Raw genomic sequence first — 20,890 nt, 5'->3', positions numbered from 1 at the left:
CCCGTCATTTCAAGTCATTTTTTGGGTTGGTAAATGGATGAATCCAATGGCGTCAATCTCCGACCCGGATCACTTCCACCTGCTTCTCTCTCAGCCGGGCAAGGAAGGATTCTTCCGTCCGGGAATCCGTAATGACCGTGTGAAGGCTCTCCCAGCCGGCGATCCGGGTGAAGGCTTGAACGCCGAACTTGCTGTAGTCGGCGAGCAGGAAGGCCCGGTCGGCAATGGCGACCATCTTCCTTTTGACGATGGCATGAAGCTCGCTGCTCTCGCTTATTCCCTGCTCATGAACGCCTTTGGAGGAGAGAAAGGCTTTGTTGACGTGATAAGGATCCAGCGCCCTCTCGGCCTGCGGGCCAATGTAAGAGAGCGTTTTGGAGGAAAGCGTCCCTCCGGTGGAGATCACCTCGATCTTCTCCTTGGCGCTGAGCTCCATGGCCACCTTGATGGAATTGGTCAGGACGGTCAGAGGGAAGTCCGGCAGGAAGCGGGCCATGTACCAAGCAGTGGTGCTTGCGTCCAGAACAATCCGGTCGCCTGGCCGCACGTGCTGAACGGCTTCCTCCGCAATCCGGATTTTCTCCTGGGCGTTCGTGGCTTCCCGGACCGGAAACGGAACATCCGGCTGGCTTTCCTTGATGCTTACCGCGCCTCCATGGCTGCGGGCCAGCTTGTTCTCCCCTTCGAGCTTATCCAGATCCCGGCGGATCGTTTCTTCCGTCACCTCGAACAGCTCACTGAGCTCGGATACCCGGATGCTCCCTCTCTCGTTGACGAGGGTGACGATTTTCTGAAGCCTCTCCGCTGCCAGCATGGCCTACTCTCTCCTTCGGTTCAGTTAATGATGGTTTCGGCAAACCGGCGGTAAGCTTCCTCCCAGACTGCCGGCTCCTCCGGCAAGTACGTGTCGACGGGAAAGGACCGTCGGATGATGTCCCGGGCTTCCTGGATCCCGCTTATTTTCCCAAGCGAGATCAGCTGGACGGCCGCGTTGCCGATGGCGCTGCCCTCCGCCGGACCGGCCCACACGGGACGGCCGATAGCGTTGGCCGTATATTGGCACAATACGGTGTTGTGGATGCCTCCGCCCACCATATGCAGGCCGTTGAAGCTCCGGCCGGACAGCTCCTCCGTCCGCTGCAGCACGGAACGGTATTGAAGAGCGAGGCTCTCCATGACGCAGCGGATGATCTCTTCCTTCGACTCGGGCACCGGCTGTCCCGTCTCCCGGCAGAAGCTTTGGATCTGCTTGGGCATATGGGCCGGGTGGATAAACATCCGGTGATCGGGGTCTATCAGACTCCGGAAAGGCTTTGCCTGCGCAGCCGCCTGCACGAGCTCGGCGAACGAACGGGAGTCCCCTTCCTTCTCCCAGGCGCTTCGGCATTCCTGTATGAGCCACAGCCCCATAATATTTTTGAGCAGGCGGAAGGTGCCGTTCACGCCGCCCTCATTCGTAAAGTTCCACTCGAGCGCCTGCGGGGTAAGCACCGGCCGGTTTAGCTCGGTGCCCATGAGGGACCAGGTCCCGCAGCTCAAGTAAGCGAATTCCTCGCTCTCGGCCGGAACGGCCGCAACAGCGGAGGCCGTATCGTGCTCCGCTACCGCAATGACCGGAAGCGGCGGCACGCCGAGCTCCTCCGCAACGGAGGCCTGCAGCGTACCGGCTGGGGTACCCGGCTGAACCGGAGGAAGGAAGAGGCTCGCCGGAAGCCCGATCGCCTCCAGCAGCTTCAGCTCCCATTCTCCGCTAGCCGGATTCAGCAGCTGGGTGGTGGAGGCGTTCGTGAATTCGGATTTCATCTCCCCGGTCAGGAAATACCGGAGCAGATCCGGAATCATCAGGAGCTTCGACGCCTGCTTCAGAGAGGAGGAATCCGTTTTTCTCGCGGCATAGAGCTGATAAATCGTGTTGAAAGGAAGAAACTGAATCCCCGTCAGACCGAATATCGTGTCCTTCCCCAGAAGATCGCCCAGCTCTTCCATGCAGCCGTCCGTCCGGGAATCCCGGTAATGGTAAGGATTGCCGAGCAGCTCGCCGTCCGGGCCGATCAGGCCGTAGTCCACGGCCCAGGAATCGATGCCCAGGCTTAAGATCCCCGGCTCTTCCCGAAGAGCTTTCCCGATCCCTAGCTTGATTTCATGATACAACCGAAGAATATCCCAGTAAACCCCGCCGCCGGCTTGAACCCGGTCGTTCGGGAAGCGGTGGATCTCCGTCAGGCTGAGGGTACCGTTCACCAACCGGCCCAGCATGGCCCGGCCGCTGCTGGCCCCCAGGTCAAAGGCCAGGACACAGGACGATTCCGTCACCAGCTGGCCCCTCCCTTACCCCGGGAAAGGATGCTCTGGCCGTACCCGCTCTCCAGGTAAGTCTTCATGGGATCAACCGGCACGCCAATCTCTTCCCGAACGGCCCTAAGCAGAGGAGCGACATCGAATTCGAAAGCCCGGCGCACCGCATCCTCGGCGCCCAGCACGTCCTGCCGGTCCTGGGCTTCCTTCACTTCGTCCAGGTTAATCAGCAGAGCCTTGGCATATTGGGTATGAACGTTCAGCACGGAACGGAGCATGGCCGGAATTTTGGGCTCGATGGCATGACTCTGGTCGATCATGTAGGCAATATTCGCGGCATTGTTCCGGACGCCCTCCGAACCCGTCGCTTCCGCATCCAGAATCTGGTAGAAGATAAGGAAAAGTTCATAAGGATTAACGGAGCCGACGATCAAGTCGTCGTCCGCATATTTGCGGGAGTTGAAGTGGAACCCGCCCAGCTTCTCCTCATCAAGCAGATACGCCACGATATGCTCGACATTCGTGCCCTGGGCATGGTGGCCGGTGTCCACCAGCACCTCCGCCTGCGGTCCTAGCTTGTTCGCCAGATTGAACGCCATTCCCCAATCCGCCAGATCGGTATGATAGAAGGCCGGCTCGAAGAACTTATACTCGATGAGCATTCTCATCTCAGGCGTCATGGCCCGGTACATGCGGGTAAGGGATTCCTGCATCCAGTGCTTGCGCTTGCGGATGTCCGCCTGCCCCGGATAATTCGTTCCGTCGGCGAACCACAGGCTGAGCACATCGGAGCCGACGGTCTTCGCAATATCCACGCATTCGAGCAGATGCTCCTCCGCCTTCTGACGAATGGCCGGGTCGGAGTTGGTTACACTGCCGAAGATGTATTCGTCCTCCTGGAAGAGGTTGGGGTTGACCGCCCCGATGGACACGCCCAGATTGGCCGCGTGCTCCTTCAGCTTGTCGTAATCGTCCGTTTTGTCCCAAGGAATGTGGATGGCGACGCTTGGGCAGATGCCCGTCAGCTTATGGACCTGGGCGGCGTCCTCGAACTTCTCAAAAGGATTCCGCGGCACGCCCTGCTGCTTGAACACCTTGAAACGGGTTCCGGAATCCCCGTACCCCCAGGAGGGGGTCTCTACCTTCAAGGCCTTCAGCTTCTCCTTCACCTTCTCCAAATCGATGCCTCTTGCCTTCTGCTGCTCCTCGAATACCTGATACGCGCGGTCGCTCATGTGTACACCTGTCCCTTCCTCGGTATGGTTGGCCGCTGTGCGGCCGGTTGCCTTTCCAATACGGGTGTTACCGGGTGAAAGCCGCCGGAACGCCGCCGTCGATCGTCAGCATGCAGCCGGTCGTCTTGGAGGCTTTCGATGAAGCGAAATACACGATGCCGTCGGCGATATCCTGCGGATAAATGTTGACGAGCAGCGTGGTTCTCTTGCGGTAGTACTCTTCGAGCTGATCCGGCTCGATTCCGTAAGCCGCCGCCCGCTCGTTGCGCCAGCTGGAGTTCCAGATCTGGGAGCCTTGAAGAATGGCGTCCGGCAGCACGGTGTTCACGCGGATGCCGAACTCCCCGCCCTCTGCCGCGATACAGCGGGCCAGATGGGCCTCCGCCGCCTTGGCAGTGCTGTAAGCGGAAGCGTTCTTGCCGGCATAGACGGAATTTTTGGAGCCTACGAATACCATGCTGCCTCCGGTGGCCTGGGCCTTCATCTGCTTGAACGCTTCGCGGGCTACGAGGAAATAGCCGGTCCCGAGCACGTTCATATTCAGATTCCATTCCTTCAGGGAAGTCTCGTCAAATGGGCTGGAGGTGGCAAGGCCGGCATTGTTGACGAGAATATCGACGCCGCCGTAGGCCAGCGCCGCTTCGCGGAACGCCTCCTCCACCTGGGCCTCGTCCGTCACATCCATCTTAACTGCAACCGCCCGGCCTTCGCCAAACTGTTCGTTGATTTCGGCGGCCGTCTTCTGTGCCCCTTCCAGGTTAAGGTCGGCGATGACCACGTGGGCTCCCTGGGCGGCAAAGGTCCGGCACGTAACGCTGCCGATTCCGCCCGCTCCCCCGGTGACGAACACCGTTTGACGCGAGAATTCCGCTTCCTTAGGGGCGAGGGTAAGCTTATACAGCTCAAGCGGCCAATATTCCACGTTATAGGACTCGTTCTCGGACAGCGAGACGAATTCGCCAAGTGCCGTCGCTCCCCGCATAACGGCAATGGCGCGGTGGTAGAGGGCTCCGCTTACACGCGACATGGCGTGGCTCTTGCCCGTGTTGACCATTCCAAGACCCGGGATCAGGATAACGCGGGGAGCCGGCTCGAACATCTTGTCCCCAACATTCCGGTTGCGCTCGAAGTATTCGGTGTAAGACGCTTTAAACTTCTCCATTCCTTGACGGATGCCTTCGATCAGGGCTTGCACATCGCCGGTGGACGGATCCCACTCCACGAACAGCGGTGTCATCTTCGTGTGAACGAGGTGATCCGGACAGGCCGCCCCTACCTGGGACAGCTTAGGGGAATTCTCCCCGTTGACGAAGGCCAGCACGTCGTCGGAGTCATCATAGGTGAGAATCGTCCGGCTGTCCTTGCCGGCTTCCCCGCGGATGACGGGGAGGATAGCGGCGAAAAGGCTGCGGCGCTGCTCGGGCGTCAGGGACTGGTACCTTGCTCCTCCGAACAGCTTCTCCGGGTTAACCCGGGCCTCAATGAAGCGCTCCGCCTCACCAATGATCTCGAGCGTTTTCTGGTAGCTTTCCGCGGACGTCTCCCCCCAGGTGACGAGCCCGTGCTTCTCCATCAGCACCAGCTCGGCCTTCGGGTTGTTCCGCACCCCTTCGGCGATCATCTTGGACAAGGTAAAGCCGGGACGCACGTAAGGCACCCAGACGTACCGGTCGCCGTAGATTTCGTCCGCCAGCTGCCGGCCGTTATCGGCACAGCAAAGGCTGATGATGGCGTCGGGATGAGTATGGTCCACATGCTTAAACGGCAGGAAGGCATGCAGCAGCGTTTCGATCGAAGCGCGGGGATGGCGGGAATCGATCATGCAGTGTGCCAGATACGCGACCATCTCCTCGTCCGACATCGACTCCCGCTCCATCAAGGGACGGATGTCCTCCAGGCGAAGCCCCGTAAAGTTCCCCGCCTTCATCGTTCCAAGATCGGAACCGCTTCCTTTTACCCACATGACTTCGACATCACGTCCGCGGAAATCCTTCTCCACCGTCTTCATGGAAGTGTTTCCTCCGCCCCAGTTCGCTACGGACCGGTCGGTTCCGAGCAGGTTGGAGCGGTAAACGAGCTCCCCCAGCCCTTTCTCTACTGCGTTGGCCTTATCCTTGTCCCACAAATTCGCCGGCATGCCAAATTCCTCCCATATGTTTGTTTGCCTTCAGTTTATCACCTTTGATTATTTTTGTATATCTTTATTTATGTCTGTTTACAAAGAAAAATGCCGGGAACGGACCTATAGACAAGCTCTTATACGAACGTTACTAAGGACGGGAAAACGCTCTCTTGGCGTTTTTTCCTTGCCTGCCCCTATGGACGGGTATCCGGATGGCCCCATCCAGCCTCCGGCCGCCTTATTCCAGACAGCCAATCCCGCGGTAGTCTACAACCAGAGGAGGTAAAACGTAAATCCATGAAGAAAGTACCTGTCTTATTGTCTGTTTGTGCCTGTGCCCTCGGTATTCTCGGTACGGCTGCCCCGGCATCCGCCCAATCCGTCGGCTACGGCTCCCAAAGCGCCGACGCAGCCGCTGTTCAGGACAGTCTGCGCAGCCTCGGTTACCTGAAAGTCGGAACAACGGGTTATTACGGGACCCTGACGACGGAAGCGGTCCGCAGCTTCCAGCGGGCCTATGGCCTTCCGGCGGACGGGGAAGCCGATTCGGTTACGTTCTCGAAGCTTAAACAAGCGGCTCCGAATCAATCCGTTTCCCTCGGGCAGCTGGCCCGGATCATTCATGCGGAAGCCCGCGGAGAGTCCTTCCAGGGCCAGGTCGCGGTAGGCGCGGTGGTCCTGAACCGGGTGCAGTCGAATTCCTTCCCGGATTCCATTTCCGGCGTGATCTTCCAGCCGGGGCAGTTCTCCGCCGTTAGAGACGGGCAATACCAGCTCGCTCCGGACAGCTCTGCCTACGAAGCCGCCCGGACGGCCCTTAACGGCTACGATCCGACCGGCGGTGCGTTGTTCTACTATAACCCGGCTATCGCCACATCCTCCTGGATGAAAGCAAGACCGGCCAAGCTGACCATCGGCAATCATGTCTTCACGAATTAAGACCGGAACGGGCTCAAATGAGTTCGTCTTCTCCTAAAGAAGTAAGAAAGCCCTCCTGAAGCTCGCAAGAGCTCAAGAGGGCTTTTTGGTTGGAGTTGTGATCGTTTTTGATAGAGTCGGGACAGGTACCTCCGCTTATGGCAAGCCCCTTCCCGCCTCATCGACGGATCAAAAACCAGGTTCCAGGGAGCCTGGACTCCCGTTTATCCGACTTGTTAACGGCTGCCGGCGTACTTCTTCTCGGCTCCGGAGGAGGCGTTGGGATCAGGCTTGCCCAAGAACTTCCAGAACGAGCCCCCGAACAGATCCGCGCAGTCGCGCGCGATTTCCTCCCGGGTGATCTTCCAGCCCGTATCCATCACGTCGCTGTATTTGTCATACAGCACCTTCGCAATGATGATGCGGGAGTGGTCCCATTTGTAGAGGAGCTGATCGAGCACCCGGCAGTCCGAATGCTGGGGAGTGACGCTTGCTCCAAGCAGCTCGAAGCGCATCCGCGTCATTTCTTCGATGATGCTCGGGTTGTTCAGGAACCACCAGCATCCGAATACATGAAGGTTGCGGAATTTACGCGCGGCCACGGTCAGCTCATGCTGGTCGTCCCGGGAGAGGATGGTGCACAGGAATTTGTTGTCCGGGTTCTGCGCGCAGATGTTCTCCACGGCGCTTACGTCGGATTTGCCCACGCTGTCCCCTGCATCCCCAAGGGCGGGATTTACTTTTTTGCGCACCCCGATCATCATGGCAAAAGGAATTCCGGCCTCACGGGCCACCGGAAGGATGCATTCGTCGATCAGCCGTCCTCTGACGGAAGCTTCCGGATAAGCGAAGGTCGGTGGCAGCGAAACCGCCATATAGAGCGGATTCATGCGCTCAATCCAGTCCTTCAGGAAAGAGCGGATGCTCTTCAGCGTAGTCTCCGTCAGCTCCTGCTCCACCTCATAGCCCCACTCCTTCAGCCGGGCCCAGGTCGTTTCCCATTGGTTAAGCAGCGGATCGATCCGAAGGGCGGTATGGAACCTCGGGTCGGCCTCCGTCCCCTTTTCCCAAACGGCTCGCTCGGCGTCGGCGAACGGATCATTGGTCATGCATACGTTGGTGACCCCGCTCAGCTCGAACACCTTGTCGATGTATTCCCCTGTCGTCAATTTCTTGAAATACTCCCGGTAAGAAGCCAGGTCGCGGCTTTCCACGTCCAGCCCAAGGCGGTTAAGCACGGTCAATACCCCGCGGCAAGCTTCGCTGTAAGGCGTATGGTCGAGGAACAGCGTCTGCCAGATGAGATCGGCCTGCTCCGTTTTGCTCATAGCCCAGAACGCATCGTAGGAGAGCTCCGGGTGGAAACGGAAGGTTTCCGCCACCAGGTAGTGATACGTCAGAAGCTCGTCGATGCCCCACAGCAGAATCGAACCGAAATCTTCTGTGAACAGATGGGTATGGATATCCGAAATCGGGGTGGTGTTTACCGTTTCCTGAACGACTTGGCGAAGCTCTTCCTTGGTTTGAATCGGCATGGTTGGTCCTCCCTGTTCTATTATTTGCCCAGCAAATCCAGATGCTTGCCGATATGGCCGATGAGCGAACGCTTGTAGTCGTCTTCATGTTCGCTCAGCGTGCGGTAAAATTCGTCCTTAAAGAGGAATTTCCCCTCCCCGTCCTTCGCTTGAAGAAGCAGCCCGTACGTAATGTGCAGCAGCTGGCGGGCATTGTCCTCGTTCATGTAGGTATCCGCCAACGCTTCATCCGATACTTCGTTCAGGGGAACGATCTTGGACAAATCCGTCGTCACGTGATAATACGCCGCCGCCTCGTGGAAATGCTCCAGGGCGAACGCGTGCATACGCCGGTAGAGAGAAGGATTCACCTGGGCCACCGTGCGGACGGCCTCCAGCCAGTTGGTACCGGCCGTCTTGACGTGGAAGCGGCCTTTCGTATACTTGGCGATGATCGGGAATACGCTGAATTTATCACTGCCGGAGTGAATGCTGAGCTTATAGCCAAAATCGTCCGCGATCCGGGCATGAAGGGCGAGTTCCTGTTCAAACTGGCCAATATCGCCGATATAGTCGATTCCCTTCTGGAACTCACCGCAGAACCGGGGAGCCATGCTGAAAATCTCCACACCGCGGGAGTAGAGCTCCTTGGCCACCAGATAGTGAGATGCCGGATCGGTCGGGGTTTCCGTTTCGTCGATGGAAATCTCAAAATCTACCGGGCGTTCCGCTTTCTGAATATAGGTGTTGTAAATGGTCTCCATGAAATCGATCGCGGCGGAATAGATCAGCACATTGCGGATCAGGGTATCGCGGTCGAAGCGGATGCTCGTATCTCCGATCGAGAACGATTGGTCGAGGTAGCGCTCTTCATAATGACGGCGCAGCTCCTCCGGCAGTTGGGAATACTTCTCTTCCCGTTCTTCAGCCGACGCCTTCTCCACCGTGTTGTCGATTTTCTCTGAACAATCGAGCGTCAACATCGTGAAGCCGAGACGAAGAGCCATTTCGATATCGGGCTCGACTTTCAGGTGATCACCGTCCGCCCCGAACCCGTCCTTGTAGCCTTCCTGAAAAGCGGCGAAGCAGGCGGCGTCGAGCACTTCCTTATAGTCCCGGCCGGTGAGATTCAGCTCCCGGATGCTCTGCTGGGCAAGAATCGGACGCACGTCGCGGCCGCGGATCGTCTCCAGATGACCCGGGGATGCGAGTCCCAGCCGGTCGCCAAGCCCGAAGGTGGCGATCTGGGTACCGAACGCTTGTGGTGCCGTATACTCAAAGTAGCGGTTAAGCACCAGCCGGTTCTCATGCGTGAGCGGGCACCACTTGAACTCCTCCTTCACGTTCCCCTGCAGATCCTCGAATAAAGGGCCGGAGCCTGCTGCTACCAAATACTTGGTGTGATCTTTCTTCACCATGACAAGCCGGGTGCCGCCGGTCTCGTTATAGGAGCGGGGATAGATGCGGTCTTCGGGCCCGAGGCCCGGTATCGATAAAGCGCTTTCTTTATGTCCAGTCTGAATATCCATATGGATCCCTCCGTCGTCATTAATCTCCGGCCATTTCTTACCTTTCGGTCAGAGCGCCGGGGCTCTCTACTTCTTTATACAACAAAATAAAGCGATCATCTTCGCGTTTATTGCCGATTTTGCCCTAAAGTATGCATATTTTGCTGTTGAACCGCTTGCAGGTTTGCTACAATGAAGGCAAGGACAGGTGAAGCCTATGAAAGAGCAGGTATGGCTCCGTTACGGCAAAGAAGAGGAAGATTTCCACTTCGATCATGTTACCCGGACGGAACCGTTCGGAAGAAACAATCATTTTCACAGTACCTATGAGATTTATTATCTGATAGCCGGCCATAGGGCCTACTTCATCAAAGACCGATCGTACCTTGTCACCCCGGGAAGCCTTGTCTTCATCAACAAGCAGGAGGTTCACAAAACCTCGGATGTTGAGGTGCCCGGCCACGAGCGCATCGTCGTCAACTTCAGCGACCGCATGCTGGAGGGAGGCTCTCCTCCTCCCCGGCTGCTTCTCTCGGCCTTTCACTCCGTTTCCCGCGTCCTGCCGCTCAAGCTTGCCGAGCAGGGCTTCGTTCAGTCCCTCATGGCCAAGCTCTCCAGGGAGCTGTCCCTTCAGAAGGAAGGCTATGACTTGTACATCCGCCTTATGCTTGCCGAGCTGCTGCTCTTTGCGGGCCGTCTTGCCGATGAGACGGGAAGCCCCGAGGAACCGGTCGAAATCGACAATCCCGTTCACCGCAAAATCACAGAGGTCGTCCGTCACCTGAACACAAGATTCCACGAACCGATCCGTCTGTCGGACCTTTCGGACCAGTTCTATGTAAGTCCTTATTACCTGAGCCGGATGTTCCGCAAGGTAACCGGCTTTACGCTGATCGAATACGTGCATACGATGCGCATCAAGGAAGCCCAGAAGCTTCTTGCTGAAACGCCGCTTAAGGTGATCGAAATTTCGGAAGCGGTCGGCTTTGACAACCTTGCTCACTTCGGGCGGGTGTTCAAGAAGCTTAACAAGGTTCCTCCCCACCAGTATCGGAAGCGGCATAGGGCGGACAAGCTATTGGAATAAAGGACAAGGGGGCGGCAGATATGGAGTGGAGAACGACGAAGGTCTGGGACGAATCGTTATGGAACGACGTGGAAACCATTTACCACCGGTCCTTCGAAGCAGGCGGCCGCAAGAAGGACAGCATTCTGCGCGGCGTTCTGAGGGAAGGGTTGGGCTATTTGCATGCGGGATACCGGGAGGGAACGCCTGCCGCCATGGCCTTCAGCGGACGGACGCAGGATCCAACCGTCCTCGTGGTGGACTATTTGGCCGTCCGGGAAGACCTCCGCGGCCAAGGGGCGGGAATGGAATTTGCCCGCCTCCTGGCCGGATGGGCGGGCAAACAAGGGTACAGTCTTCTCGTTATCGAGGTGGAGGCCGAGGAAACGCCGGTTAACCGCAGCCGGATCCGCTTCTGGGAGAGGTGCGGCTACCGGCCCACCGGCTATGTTCACCAGTACATCTGGGTACCGGAGCCTTACCGGGCCATGTATCTTCCGCTTCGGCCGGAAGCGGACCGGCCCTACGAAGGGGAAGACTTGTTCCGGTTCATCAACCAGTTTCACCGGAAGGCTTACCGCCTCCGGTAGCCTTCGTCACAACACGGGGCGCACGGTTTCTTCCCTGTCCGCCGCTTTGGCAGCCCCCGACTCCTCATGGACGTCCTCCGTTCGGAGATCCGCCAATTCCTTCAAGCCCTTGCGGATGATCTTCAAGGCGATGGCCCAGGAAAGGACCGTCAGCCCGATCTGCACATAGGGAAGAGCGAAGCCGTTCGCGATTGGAAGATCCCAAGCCGCGTGGAGCAGGACCACGACGACGAACATGCGGACGAAGCGGGTATCCCGCAGCATCGTCCACTCAAAGGGGCGGCTGCCTTTTACCTGACACAGCACCGCTCCCGCGAGAGCCGCCCATACGATATGCCCGCCCGGGGCGAGCACCCCGCGCCAGAAAATGGTCGACAGCATGGAGACCAGGTCGCTCGTAAGCGCCACCCGAAGAGCGTAACCGGCCGTCTCAAAGGCCGCGAAGCCCGTTCCTACCGCCGCGCCGATTAGGAGGCCGTTCAGCATATAGCGGTATTTGCGGTTGCGGAGAAACCAGACGACGGCGAGAACCTTCGCCACCTCTTCCGCTATCCCCGTCACGAGCACGCTGTCCTGGTCCCCGAAGCCCTGGTACAGAAAGAGAGCCAGGATGAGAGACAGGATCCCTCCCAGAAAGACCACATTGACCACCTTGTAGATGGCTATATTTTGCGGAGCGTTCATTTCCCAGAAGAAGACCAGAATGGTAAAAGGAACGATAAACGCCCCCATCACGATCAAGCCGGGCAGGAAATTCAGATTCCCGAACAGAAGCAGGCCGGCGATCAGCATAAGGTAGGACAAGGCCGCTACGAGAAACACCCGGGCGAACAGCCAAGGCTTCGGCCAGGTAGCCGCCACTTCCTCGAGGCTTGGCGTGGTCAGTGCCGTTCCAACGATGAATACCTTCTCCGCTTCCTCCTGCGTATGCCGGCGGAAAACCTCCGAAAAAAGATTGGTTCTCTTCAGCTCCTCGGTCTCCCGATGGCTTACGCCTTCTTCGTCCCGATGGGTCATCCGGTAAAAAGCACTGTGCCGCTCCCGTTCCTTCGTCTCCATGCCCTTCTCCTCCCTGCCCGCTTGCTGCGGACGCCCGTGCTATTGAGCTTAGTTCCTTTTACCCAGCCCGATTTCCTTTCAATCTCAGGGGGTTGGGTTTGGGCCGTTGCGGGGGACCCCTGCCTTTCATCAACGTGCTTGACTGACGGCTATAGTAAAGCCCCGCTTGAAGCCTCCGGCTGTCCCCATCATACGAAAAGCTGCCCTCCGGGTAGAGTCTTCTACCGGAGGACAGCTTCAATGGGGGGATCTTATTCATTTTGATTCTGGTGCTAATGAATCATGAACTTCTTATGACGCGGAACAAGGGCCTTTTAGGATCTTCACGAACCGGGGTAATGCTAACCGGTACTCCGTTCATAGGGTCAGCGGAGATCGGCCCAGTCCACCCGGGGGACCAGTCCCTCTTCGGCCGCACGGCTAAGGAGAGCGTACACGGCCTGGTAGCCGCTTTCGCCTAAGTCCTCCGTATACTCGTTTACGTACAGACCGATGTGCGAGCGGGTCACCTCGGGCGACATTTCCTGCGCATGGGCTTGTACATAACCGGCGGATTCCTCGGGATGGGCCCAGGCGTACCGGACGGAGTCGCGGATCCAGCCTGCAATGGCTTCCCGGTCCAGATGGCGGCGGACCACGATAGCCCCGAGCGGGATCGGCAGGCCGGTGTCGCTTTCCCACCAGGCGCCCATGTCGGCGAGCATCGTCAAGCCGTAGGACGGGTAAGTGAAGCGGGCCTCGTGAATGACCAGCCCGGCGTCGATCCGGCCGTCCCGAACGGCCGGCATGATCTCGTGGAACGGCATCACGACGATCTCTCCCACGCCGTCCGGCACCTGCTGGGCCGCCCACAACCGGAAGAGCAGATAGGCCGTCGACCGCTCGCTCGGGACGGCCACCCGTTTGCCGCTCAGCACGGCCGGGCCCCGGCTGGCCGCCTCTGCGTCGGCCGTCAGGACGAGCGGTCCGCAGCCCCGGCCGAGCGCTCCGCCACATGGCAGAAGCGCATACTCCTTAAGCGCCCAAGGAAGCGCGGCATAGGAAATCTTCATGACGTCCAGCCCTTCGGGGCGGACGGCAAGCCCGTTGGTCACGTCGATGTCCGCATACGTGACCTCCCAATCGGGCGCCCCGGCCATACGGCCGTGGACCAGGGCATGAAACACGAACGTGTCATTAGGACATGGGGAAAAAGCAATTTGCATTCGCTGCATTCACAGTACCTCCCTTAACACCGCAAAGGCTTGCTCCAATGCGGCCAAAGCTTCTTTCATCCGCCAGGCGGAGCGGTCCCGTGGACCGACCGCATTCGAGACGGCGCGGATCTCGAGCACCGGCACGCCGCGGAGGGCGGCCGCCACGGCGACGCCGTAGCCCTCCATCGCCTCCGCCGCCGCTCCCGGGAAGCGCGCCGCCAGCTCCATTGCCGTTGCGGCGGTCCCGGTGACGGTGGATACCGTCAGCACGGGACCCAGCCGCACCGGCAGCCCCGCAGCCTGCAGCGCCCTGGCGGCGCGGGCGGCAAGCGCCGCGTCGACGGCCGCGAGGCTCTCGCCGAAGCCGAGCTCGTCCACGCGGCGGAAGCCGTCGGGCGTCTCGGCGCCGAGGTCCGCGGCGATGACCGCGTCGGCCACGACGAGCGTCTCGACCGCGGCCGCTCCGGCGAAGCCGCCGGCGATGCCGGCGCTGACGACGAGGCGGCAGGGCGGGCCGTCCGCCAGCGCGGCCATCGTGCGGGCCGCGGCGGTGGCGGGGCCGACCCCCGCGAGGGCGGCGGCGAAGCGGGGATCGCCCGCTAAGCCTCTCAGCACGGCCTGCCGCTCGGCGTCCACGGCCGTCATAATAAGCACCCGGGGCTCCGCCCCGGATGGAGTCGTATGTAAATCTCCCATCGTTCGTTCTTCTCCTGCTCCCGACATATTCGGCCCGAAGGCCGATTCCTTACCGATGGTATCACGTTTCCCCCCTCCCCTCAACCGAAACGTCATCGGGAGATTGCCGGCGGAAACGTTCAAAAGCCCCTCAGCATAGGAAAAACGGCACCTCCAAAGGGTAACCTTGCTTTACCCAAGGGGTGCCGTTCCAGACCGGCGGTATCACTTATGAAGATCCGTTCTTAAGGATAGAACGTGCTGGCCGGTGTCGTCGCCGGGCACCAGCGGGCCTTAAACAGATGCTGAATCAGCGCATCCTTGGCCTCTTCCGTGCCGATGTAGCGGAGCGCCTCCGCCGCATGAGCGCTTACATAGCGGTTCTCATCGTCGAGCGCGGCTTCGAGAGCCGGAACCGCGGCTTCCGCCGCGCGGCCTACCCGGATAAGCGAAAGCCCGGCGGTAAAGCGCACCTGGACGTCTTCGTCCTGCAGGCACCGGATCAGCGCGGCCGTTACGTCCTCGGCCGGAGCAGCAATCATGCCGAGCGACTCCGTTACCGTACGGCGTACCTCCGCCGACGGAAGGTCCAGCAGGCTTACTAGGGCCGGAACAGCCGGCGCAGCCGCGTCTCTCAGCTCACCCAGCGCGAAGGCCGCGTGGTTAACGGTCTCCTCCCGCTCGCTCCGCAGGGCCTCGATGAGCCCGGGTATGGCGTCCGGCCCGGCAGCCGACAATCCGTAAGCGGCGAGCTTCGAAATCTTTTTCTCGCCATTATTCAGCTTATCCAGCAGAACGGATAGCCCCTGCTCGCCGCAGCCGGCCAGCTCATAAGCCGCGTTGATGGCGTGAGGCTCAAAGGAATCCTCGATTCCGGCCGTCAGCTGCTGAAGCCTGCCGGCATCCGCCGATTCGGTTCCCGCGAGGCTGCCCACCCGGCCGGACAGCCAGTTCCAGGTTTCCTTCCAAAGGGCGTCATGCTGGATGATCGGCACATGGAAAGCCGCCGGACTCACCCACTCCTTTTCCCTGTTGTCCCAGCTCGGGGCTTGGGGAGCCTGGGTGCGCATGAATTCGAACTTAAGCATAAAGCGGTTGGCCCCTTTAAGGTTCGGGGTGGAACGGTGCCAGATGTCATAGTGGATCAGCGCGAACGTGCCGGCTTTTCCGCTCGCCAGCGCCTCTCCTTCCGTTTCATCGGACTCGAAGATACGGGAATCGTAGTTTTGCGTGCCGGGCATTACCCCCGTCGGGCCGAGCTCAACCGGCGTATCCTGCGGGAAATACATGATCATCGCCCACCAGGGATGATGGTTGCGTATTTTGCCGTAGCCCCAGTAGCTGTCCTTGTGCCAGCCCCCCGCTTTCGGGGAAGCGTTGAAATGCCCGTGCCGGTGGGCGTGAAGCATATAATCAGGTCCGAGCACACTGGTCAGCGCTCCCGTAATGACAGGATGATCGAATACCTTTTGCAGCTCCCGGATGCGGGGAAGCAGGTTGTTCCCCGGGTTGCCTTCCTTCTCATACACGGTCTCCAGCTGGGTGACCAGCGCTTGATGGAACTCCTCCGGAAAATCCGTATTCAGAATCAAGAATCCTTCGGTAATGAACTTTCTCATCTGCTCATCGTTCAGAAGCAGTGGCGCATTGCGGCTCATGAAGGAACCCTCCTTAATAGGATCAAGAATGAAAGCGTTATTCGCTTACCCTTATTATAGAAAAGAAAAAGCACCTTCTATATAGAAGATGCTAACGAACATTTGCACAAAAATAACTTAGCCTGATACCTATCGGGGCTCTGCGACCTTCACCAGCTGCTTGCCCACATTCTCCCCGCTGAACAACCCAAGGAAGGCCTCTATCGTATTCTCAAAGCCGTCTACGATGTTTTCGGCATACTTCAGCTTGTCCTCCTTCAGCCAGCCGGCCAGCTCCCGGACACCGTCGCCAAAACGGGCCGCATACTCCCCGACGATGAATCCTTTCATAAGCGCGCTGTTGATGAGGAGCTGGGGTTGAATGCGCGGGCCGATATCCGGCTTCTCCAAGTTGTACATGGAAATTTGGCCGCACAGCGGAATGCGCGCGCCTTTGTTGAGATGCGCGAGTACCGCATCTGAAACCTCCCCTCCGACATTGTCAAAGTAAACGTCGACGCCTTGGGGACAGGCTTTCTCCAGCTCTTCCCGGAAATTATCGTTCTTGTAGTTCACGGCCGCGTCAAATCCCAGTTCCCGGATCAGGTATTCGGTCTTCTCCGCCGAGCCGGCGATGCCGACGGCCCGGGCTCCCTTGATCCGGGCGATCTGACCCACGATCATACCCACCGCCCCCGCGGCTCCCGAGACGACTACCGTCTCTCCTTCCTTTGGCCGGCCAATGTCCAGCAGGCCGAAATACGCCGTCAGGCCCGTCATTCCGAGCACGCCGAGGGCGGTGGAGATCGGAGCAAGCGTCGGGTCCACCTTCGTCACCTGCCCGGGCGTCACCGCGGCATAGCGCTGCCAGCCCAGATGGCCGGTGACGATATCCCCTCGAGCCAGGGATGGAGTGCGCGACTCCTCCACTTGGCCGACGATGCCGCCGGAAAGCATTTTTCCCACTTCAAAAGGGGCCACATACGATTTCTTGTCGCTCATCCTTCCTCTCAAATAGGGATCCACGGATAAATATAGGGTGCGGACCAGCGCCTGCCCTTCGCCGATCTCTGGCATCTGCGCCTCTACGAATGAGAAATCGCCGGCCTGCGGCATTCCCTGCGGCCTCCTGGTTAAATGAATCTGCTGATTGTCGGACATCTCCATCCTCCTCATCTGTTCCTCACTTCCCTAGTAGTATACCCCTAGCGAACGAACCGAAACTTTCCAGAAGCCGGCTGGAAGCGGTGACCCTTTTAATAGAAGAGCCGGTATAGTAAGATGCATCGGCAGCAGGTCATCGGCGGGGCTTGTCTATGGTATACTTAAGCCAAAATCTAATCAGGGAGAGAACCAATGAAGCTGGTATCATGGAACGTCAACGGGCTGCGGGCCTGCGTAAACAAAGGATTTCACGATTATTTTCACGAGACCCAAGCCGACCTTTTCTGTGTCCAGGAAACGAAGCTGCAGGAAGGGCAGATCTCAATGGAATGCGGGGAGGGCTACAAGGAATATTGGAACTATGCGGAGAAGAAGGGATACTCCGGAACGGCCGTTTTCACGAAGCGGGAGCCCCTCTCAGTTCGTTACGGGATGGAAGAAGACCGGGAGCCCGAAGGGCGGATCCTTACGCTGGAGTTTGAGACTTTCCAGCTCGTCAACGTGTACACGCCGAATGCCAAGCGGGACCTGTCCCGGCTTGACTACCGGTTGGACTGGGAGGAACGCTTCCGTCACTACTTGCTGCAGCTTGACAAGAAGAAGCCGGTGATTGTGTGCGGCGACTTGAACGTTGCTCATCAGGAAATTGACCTGAAGAACGCCAAATCCAACAAGAACAACTCCGGCTTCACCCCGGAGGAACGGGAGAAGATGACCGTCCTGCTTGAGGCGGGATTCGTCGATTCGTTCCGCTCCCTCTACCCCGACCGGACGGATGCCTATACGTGGTGGTCCAATATGCCGAAAGTCCGGGAACGGAATGTCGGCTGGCGGATCGACTACTTCCTCGTCTCCTCCCGGCTGGTGCCGGCTCTTACGGAGGCTGGGATGGATCCCCACATTCTCGGCAGTGATCACTGCCCGGTTTACGTGGTTTTGGATGAGGAAAAGATTCCAGTGTCTTGAGGGGTTGTAATCTTCATGGTTGGAGTGTCGATCACTGTTATTGAAAGAAATAGCAAGGAGGGGCGAGGCCCCTCTTTTTTTTAAAAATAAATGATTTTAATCCGTTAACTTAATCAGTTTTGTAAAATAATTAAGTCCGTTATGGTCCATATCACTTCTTCCATAAGCATCTAAAAAGATCTCCCTGTATTTATCAGTCTTCAAGTTATAATTTAGTGTCCATATTCCCCAATAGATATCGTAATGCCTGTCGCCTACCCCACCATACCCTAAATCAATAAATCCTTTGAATGAAAAGTTATCCATTATAATATTAGGTAAACAGTAATCCCCATGTATTATCACATTGTCGATAGCTGAATAGCCGTACTCCTTCAGAATACTAAGGTCTATCCCCTTACTATTCGCTTCATTCAACAATTCCGTAGTTCTATTGCTATATGGACAGCCTTCAGTAGGCAGCGAGTGCAATATTTTTAGATATTCGCCAAACGCAGATGCCAATTTACTAGGATTCTCAATGTGTGGCCCTGCCGTTCCATCCTCACCCCTTACTGCTTCTGTGAATAAATAGTCATACTTTAATTCTGATTCATAGGCTATGGCATTCGGTGCGACGTTATGTTTATGTAAAAATTTTGTCATTTTGTATTCACGTTCAAGCGAACCTCTTTTGCTTATCTTTAGAAAAGCAGGTTCTGCACCTGAAACAAAAAGGGTCCTTGCATTTTCGGAGCAACTACTATCATAAAAAGTTGCCCCTTTCATGTACTGCCTAATGGTTAATGGTACGGTCTCCCTATCAAAAGATACTTCCGTTCGTTTCAATGTATTTCCACTCCTCCCACACTATTAGTTTCCATGGTAAATTCAACACCGACACTCCTTTTTTGGAGCAGTTATTCTTTTGTTTATAAAAAACTTATCTATCATTTTACGATAGAAACACGGATAAAAATTCCTCGTCCTGCCATACATCGGCAAACTCCGTTTGTTCTGAAAACATCTGTTTATATCTTGAACGCAAGCCACCATTTCCTTTGACCTTTAATTCAGCTAACGTTAGGTGTTTTAATGTTGTAGGTCTATCCTTTTGTGCTGCCCAAACACATATAGCATAAAAATAATGCGTTATTCCTGCTCCTTGGTGCTGTATAGAATATTCAAATAAAGGCATGGCTTGGTTATATCGCCTTTCCCACATTAGACAGGTACCAATTTCGTGAGCCATATCACAGATGTCATCAAGCGAAACGGAACCATCGTTGTTATGTTTGTTTATACTATTAATTATTTCCAAAATCGATTCATTAACCGTCTTCTCGTAATTCAGCCAATCAACTTCAGCACTATATAACCCTAATTGATAGGATTTAAGCCTAATAGAAAATTTGATATGTTCATCCCATGAGACATCCTCATAAATGATATTATGGTATCGTTCGATTTCATCGACTGCCTCAGCATAATTTTTCAGATGGTATATCAAAACTCCCGCAGCCGTTTCAACATATAAAACACGAGCATGACGGTTCGATGGGGTTGGTTTAGTGCGCTTTATTATATCGTGATAAATATCAAACCATTCTTCAGACTGCCCTTCTTCTACCCAACCAAGTGCTTGTGTACTATCGAACATAACTTTCAATAAATGATCAGCGGACGTCTTTTCTCTTGCCCAGGCTAAAAATAATTTTTGTTCTTCGATCATTACTTTGTACTTTTTTAAAAGTGCTAGATTATCTACAAGCTCCCACTGCGCCCAAAATTGATCTTCAAGCGTTTTGAGTTGCTCTGATTTTAAATATTTTCGCATTGTTTCTATTCTCTCATTTAAGCCTTTGTCGCCTAAGTATCCGAATATTTTATGGGCAAGCCGAACACTTTCTATGGAATAGCTTGTTTCCAGAAGTTCTTTTTTAACTAATTCATAAGCATCTACTAATAATGCCTCGTCTTGTCCTGATGGACAGGATTCATTTTGACTAATGAATTCTTTGAGAAAGACAGCAGCTTCCATAATTTATCCCTCCCCGAAATAATCTACGAACAATATTATTCAATATCTTTATTGGAAAATCCTTCCTATAAATTTGATTGGAGGTTGATTATGTGATAAATTCTGCCGAAGAGTTTGTAAAATTGAGAACAAGCGAAAATCCTAACGAGCATCTTAGAGCGGCTTGGGACGAAGCGCCAACAGATGTATGGCTTGAAATTATTGTTACATATTTAGATATGAAATTTTGGGTAGCACAAAACAAAACCGTGCCCTTGGAGATACTTGAAATTTTGTCTGATGATTCTGAATGGAGAGTTAGGCACATGGTTGCTTCAAAAAATAAATTGTCTGAAAAACTTCAACTAAAGTTAGCAAGTGATAAAGATCCTATTATAAGAAGTGCAGTTGCAAGGAATAAAAAGGCTACGTTAAACGTTTTACAGTTTTTATCAGCTGATAAGGATGAAGAAGTCAAGGCGTTAGCGCAGAAGAGAATAGCTGAAAGGAAATAACGAAATACGTTGGAGGGCATATGTCTTATTCGTTTGAGCAGTTAATTTATCGGATTTGGTATTAGGACTTGAACTACACTTCGAGTACAACGGAAAAAAGTAGTCCATTAGCAATAACAACTTCGGGTGGTATTTGTCAGAGTTTTATGGGAAATATCAATCTTTTAAAGACCACTATGAATTGCTTGAACATGGAACAATTGAAGGTAATAACTTAAAGGACATTTGGGCTAATGTAACAGATGTTTTTTGAACAATGAGAAGAGTTTGGTCAATTGTGAAAGTTAAAATTAACACTTAGGAAGAACAATATGGAGAACCGTTTCTTTGACAAAGCCCAGCTCCGAATATCAAGACGAATACCTTGCTTTCTACGAGGAATGGAAGACCTTTACAACTTTTAGTCGGCAACTTATAATAGGTCCAAGTGT

18 protein-coding genes are annotated in these 20,890 nt (G+C 55.7%); 5 read left to right on the top strand and 13 right to left on the bottom strand.

Features of this window, described 5'->3' with window-relative positions; genetic code table 11:
• Positions 1-52: 52 nt before the first annotated feature.
• The 4 genes from MJA45_RS10300 to MJA45_RS10285 form a co-directional block, all read right to left on the bottom strand.
• Entirely contained in the window at positions 53-814 is a 762-nt protein-coding gene (locus MJA45_RS10300; protein ID WP_315607167.1) for a DeoR/GlpR family DNA-binding transcription regulator, read from the bottom strand.
• Between the two features lie 20 nt (positions 815-834).
• Positions 835-2,316: a rhamnulokinase gene (rhaB, locus tag MJA45_RS10295; RefSeq protein WP_407083151.1), complete on the bottom strand. Its 1,482-nt coding sequence runs from the start codon at positions 2,314-2,316 to the stop codon at positions 835-837.
• Complete coding sequence (gene rhaI, locus MJA45_RS10290; RefSeq protein WP_315607166.1) at positions 2,310-3,530, bottom strand: L-rhamnose isomerase; 1,221 nt, start codon at positions 3,528-3,530, stop codon at positions 2,310-2,312. Before rhaI ends, rhaB begins: the two co-directional genes overlap by 7 nt.
• A gap of 67 nt (positions 3,531-3,597) precedes the next feature.
• Positions 3,598-5,667: a bifunctional aldolase/short-chain dehydrogenase gene (locus tag MJA45_RS10285; protein WP_315607165.1), complete on the bottom strand. Its 2,070-nt coding sequence runs from the start codon at positions 5,665-5,667 to the stop codon at positions 3,598-3,600.
• Between the two features lie 282 nt (positions 5,668-5,949).
• Between MJA45_RS10285 and MJA45_RS10280 the strand changes: the two genes are divergently transcribed.
• Complete coding sequence (locus MJA45_RS10280; RefSeq protein ID WP_315607164.1) at positions 5,950-6,591, top strand: cell wall hydrolase; 642 nt, start codon at positions 5,950-5,952, stop codon at positions 6,589-6,591.
• 215 nt (positions 6,592-6,806) lie between these two features.
• Here MJA45_RS10280 and MJA45_RS10275 read toward each other — a convergent pair whose 3' ends face one another.
• Positions 6,807-8,105 carry a glucuronate isomerase gene (locus tag MJA45_RS10275; RefSeq protein WP_315607163.1) on the bottom strand — a complete coding sequence of 433 codons (1,299 nt, stop codon included), beginning with the start codon at positions 8,103-8,105 and terminating at the stop codon, positions 6,807-6,809.
• Positions 8,106-8,125: 20 nt separating this feature from the next.
• A complete protein-coding gene (locus tag MJA45_RS10270) occupies positions 8,126-9,613 on the bottom strand; it encodes a tagaturonate epimerase family protein (protein ID WP_315607162.1) in 1,488 nt (495 codons plus the stop codon).
• Between the two features lie 196 nt (positions 9,614-9,809).
• Here MJA45_RS10270 and MJA45_RS10265 point away from each other — a divergent pair, with 196 nt between their 5' ends.
• Both MJA45_RS10265 and MJA45_RS10260 read left to right on the top strand, forming a co-directional pair.
• On the top strand, positions 9,810-10,679 hold the full coding sequence (locus MJA45_RS10265; protein WP_315607985.1) for an AraC family transcriptional regulator: 870 nt from the start codon (positions 9,810-9,812) through the stop codon (positions 10,677-10,679).
• Positions 10,680-10,699: 20 nt separating this feature from the next.
• On the top strand, positions 10,700-11,248 hold the full coding sequence (locus MJA45_RS10260) for a GNAT family N-acetyltransferase (RefSeq protein ID WP_315607161.1): 549 nt from the start codon (positions 10,700-10,702) through the stop codon (positions 11,246-11,248).
• 6 nt (positions 11,249-11,254) lie between these two features.
• Here MJA45_RS10260 and MJA45_RS10255 read toward each other — a convergent pair whose 3' ends face one another.
• From MJA45_RS10255 to MJA45_RS10235, 5 genes are all read right to left on the bottom strand, one after another.
• Complete coding sequence (locus tag MJA45_RS10255) at positions 11,255-12,307, bottom strand: PrsW family intramembrane metalloprotease (RefSeq protein WP_315607160.1); 1,053 nt, start codon at positions 12,305-12,307, stop codon at positions 11,255-11,257.
• 365 nt (positions 12,308-12,672) lie between these two features.
• On the bottom strand, positions 12,673-13,512 hold the full coding sequence (locus tag MJA45_RS10250; RefSeq protein WP_315607984.1) for a 1,4-dihydroxy-6-naphtoate synthase: 840 nt from the start codon (positions 13,510-13,512) through the stop codon (positions 12,673-12,675).
• 9 nt (positions 13,513-13,521) lie between these two features.
• A complete protein-coding gene (locus MJA45_RS10245) occupies positions 13,522-14,199 on the bottom strand; it encodes a futalosine hydrolase (RefSeq protein WP_315607159.1) in 678 nt (225 codons plus the stop codon).
• Between the two features lie 224 nt (positions 14,200-14,423).
• Positions 14,424-15,836, bottom strand: a complete 1,413-nt coding sequence (locus tag MJA45_RS10240; RefSeq protein WP_315607158.1) for a HEAT repeat domain-containing protein — start codon at positions 15,834-15,836, stop codon at positions 14,424-14,426.
• A 129-nt stretch (positions 15,837-15,965) separates the two neighbouring features.
• Positions 15,966-16,976: an NADP-dependent oxidoreductase gene (locus MJA45_RS10235; protein ID WP_315607157.1), complete on the bottom strand. Its 1,011-nt coding sequence runs from the start codon at positions 16,974-16,976 to the stop codon at positions 15,966-15,968.
• Between the two features lie 195 nt (positions 16,977-17,171).
• Between MJA45_RS10235 and MJA45_RS10230 the strand changes: the two genes are divergently transcribed.
• Positions 17,172-17,945 (top strand): exodeoxyribonuclease III, encoded by a 774-nt coding sequence (locus tag MJA45_RS10230; RefSeq protein WP_315607156.1) that lies wholly within the window; start codon positions 17,172-17,174, stop codon positions 17,943-17,945.
• Between the two features lie 96 nt (positions 17,946-18,041).
• On the opposite strand, the gene MJA45_RS10225 is transcribed toward MJA45_RS10230, so the two are convergent.
• Positions 18,042-18,773, bottom strand: a complete 732-nt coding sequence (locus MJA45_RS10225; RefSeq protein ID WP_315607155.1) for an aminoglycoside 3'-phosphotransferase — start codon at positions 18,771-18,773, stop codon at positions 18,042-18,044.
• Between the two features lie 106 nt (positions 18,774-18,879).
• A complete protein-coding gene (locus MJA45_RS10220) occupies positions 18,880-19,965 on the bottom strand; it encodes a hypothetical protein (protein ID WP_315607154.1) in 1,086 nt (361 codons plus the stop codon).
• Between the two features lie 92 nt (positions 19,966-20,057).
• Here MJA45_RS10220 and MJA45_RS10215 point away from each other — a divergent pair, with 92 nt between their 5' ends.
• The gene (locus MJA45_RS10215; protein ID WP_315607153.1) at positions 20,058-20,459 is read left to right on the top strand and encodes a hypothetical protein; all 402 of its coding nucleotides are present in this window, start codon (positions 20,058-20,060) and stop codon (positions 20,457-20,459) included.
• The last annotated feature ends 431 nt before the right edge of the window (positions 20,460-20,890 follow it).

The organism is Paenibacillus aurantius (genome assembly GCF_032268605.1).
In the GTDB taxonomy this organism is placed as follows: Bacteria; Bacillota; Bacilli; order Paenibacillales; family NBRC-103111; genus Paenibacillus_AO; species Paenibacillus_AO aurantius.
The sequence above is the reverse complement of the archived record's forward strand: the minus strand, read 5'-3'. Positions and strand labels throughout refer to the sequence as shown.

Excerpts from the sequence above, each read along its gene's own strand:
- MJA45_RS10260 (WP_315607161.1), top strand. The coding sequence starts at position 10,700 with ATGGAGTGGAGAACGACGAAGGTCTGGGACGAATCGTTATGGAACGAC.
- MJA45_RS10280 (WP_315607164.1), top strand. The coding sequence starts at position 5,950 with ATGAAGAAAGTACCTGTCTTATTGTCTGTTTGTGCCTGTGCCCTCGGT.
- MJA45_RS10250 (WP_315607984.1), bottom strand. The coding sequence starts at position 13,512 with ATGCAAATTGCTTTTTCCCCATGTCCTAATGACACGTTCGTGTTTCAT.
- MJA45_RS10220 (WP_315607154.1), bottom strand. The coding sequence starts at position 19,965 with ATGGAAGCTGCTGTCTTTCTCAAAGAATTCATTAGTCAAAATGAATCC.
- rhaI (WP_315607166.1), bottom strand. The coding sequence starts at position 3,530 with ATGAGCGACCGCGCGTATCAGGTATTCGAGGAGCAGCAGAAGGCAAGA.
- MJA45_RS10245 (WP_315607159.1), bottom strand. The coding sequence starts at position 14,199 with ATGGGAGATTTACATACGACTCCATCCGGGGCGGAGCCCCGGGTGCTT.
- MJA45_RS10235 (WP_315607157.1), bottom strand. The coding sequence starts at position 16,976 with ATGTCCGACAATCAGCAGATTCATTTAACCAGGAGGCCGCAGGGAATG.
- MJA45_RS10255 (WP_315607160.1), bottom strand. The coding sequence starts at position 12,307 with ATGGAGACGAAGGAACGGGAGCGGCACAGTGCTTTTTACCGGATGACC.
- MJA45_RS10230 (WP_315607156.1), top strand. The coding sequence starts at position 17,172 with ATGAAGCTGGTATCATGGAACGTCAACGGGCTGCGGGCCTGCGTAAAC.
- MJA45_RS10265 (WP_315607985.1), top strand. The coding sequence starts at position 9,810 with ATGAAAGAGCAGGTATGGCTCCGTTACGGCAAAGAAGAGGAAGATTTC.
- MJA45_RS10300 (WP_315607167.1), bottom strand. The coding sequence starts at position 814 with ATGCTGGCAGCGGAGAGGCTTCAGAAAATCGTCACCCTCGTCAACGAG.
- MJA45_RS10285 (WP_315607165.1), bottom strand. The coding sequence starts at position 5,667 with ATGCCGGCGAATTTGTGGGACAAGGATAAGGCCAACGCAGTAGAGAAA.
- MJA45_RS10270 (WP_315607162.1), bottom strand. The coding sequence starts at position 9,613 with ATGGATATTCAGACTGGACATAAAGAAAGCGCTTTATCGATACCGGGC.
- MJA45_RS10240 (WP_315607158.1), bottom strand. The coding sequence starts at position 15,836 with ATGAGCCGCAATGCGCCACTGCTTCTGAACGATGAGCAGATGAGAAAG.
- MJA45_RS10275 (WP_315607163.1), bottom strand. The coding sequence starts at position 8,105 with ATGCCGATTCAAACCAAGGAAGAGCTTCGCCAAGTCGTTCAGGAAACG.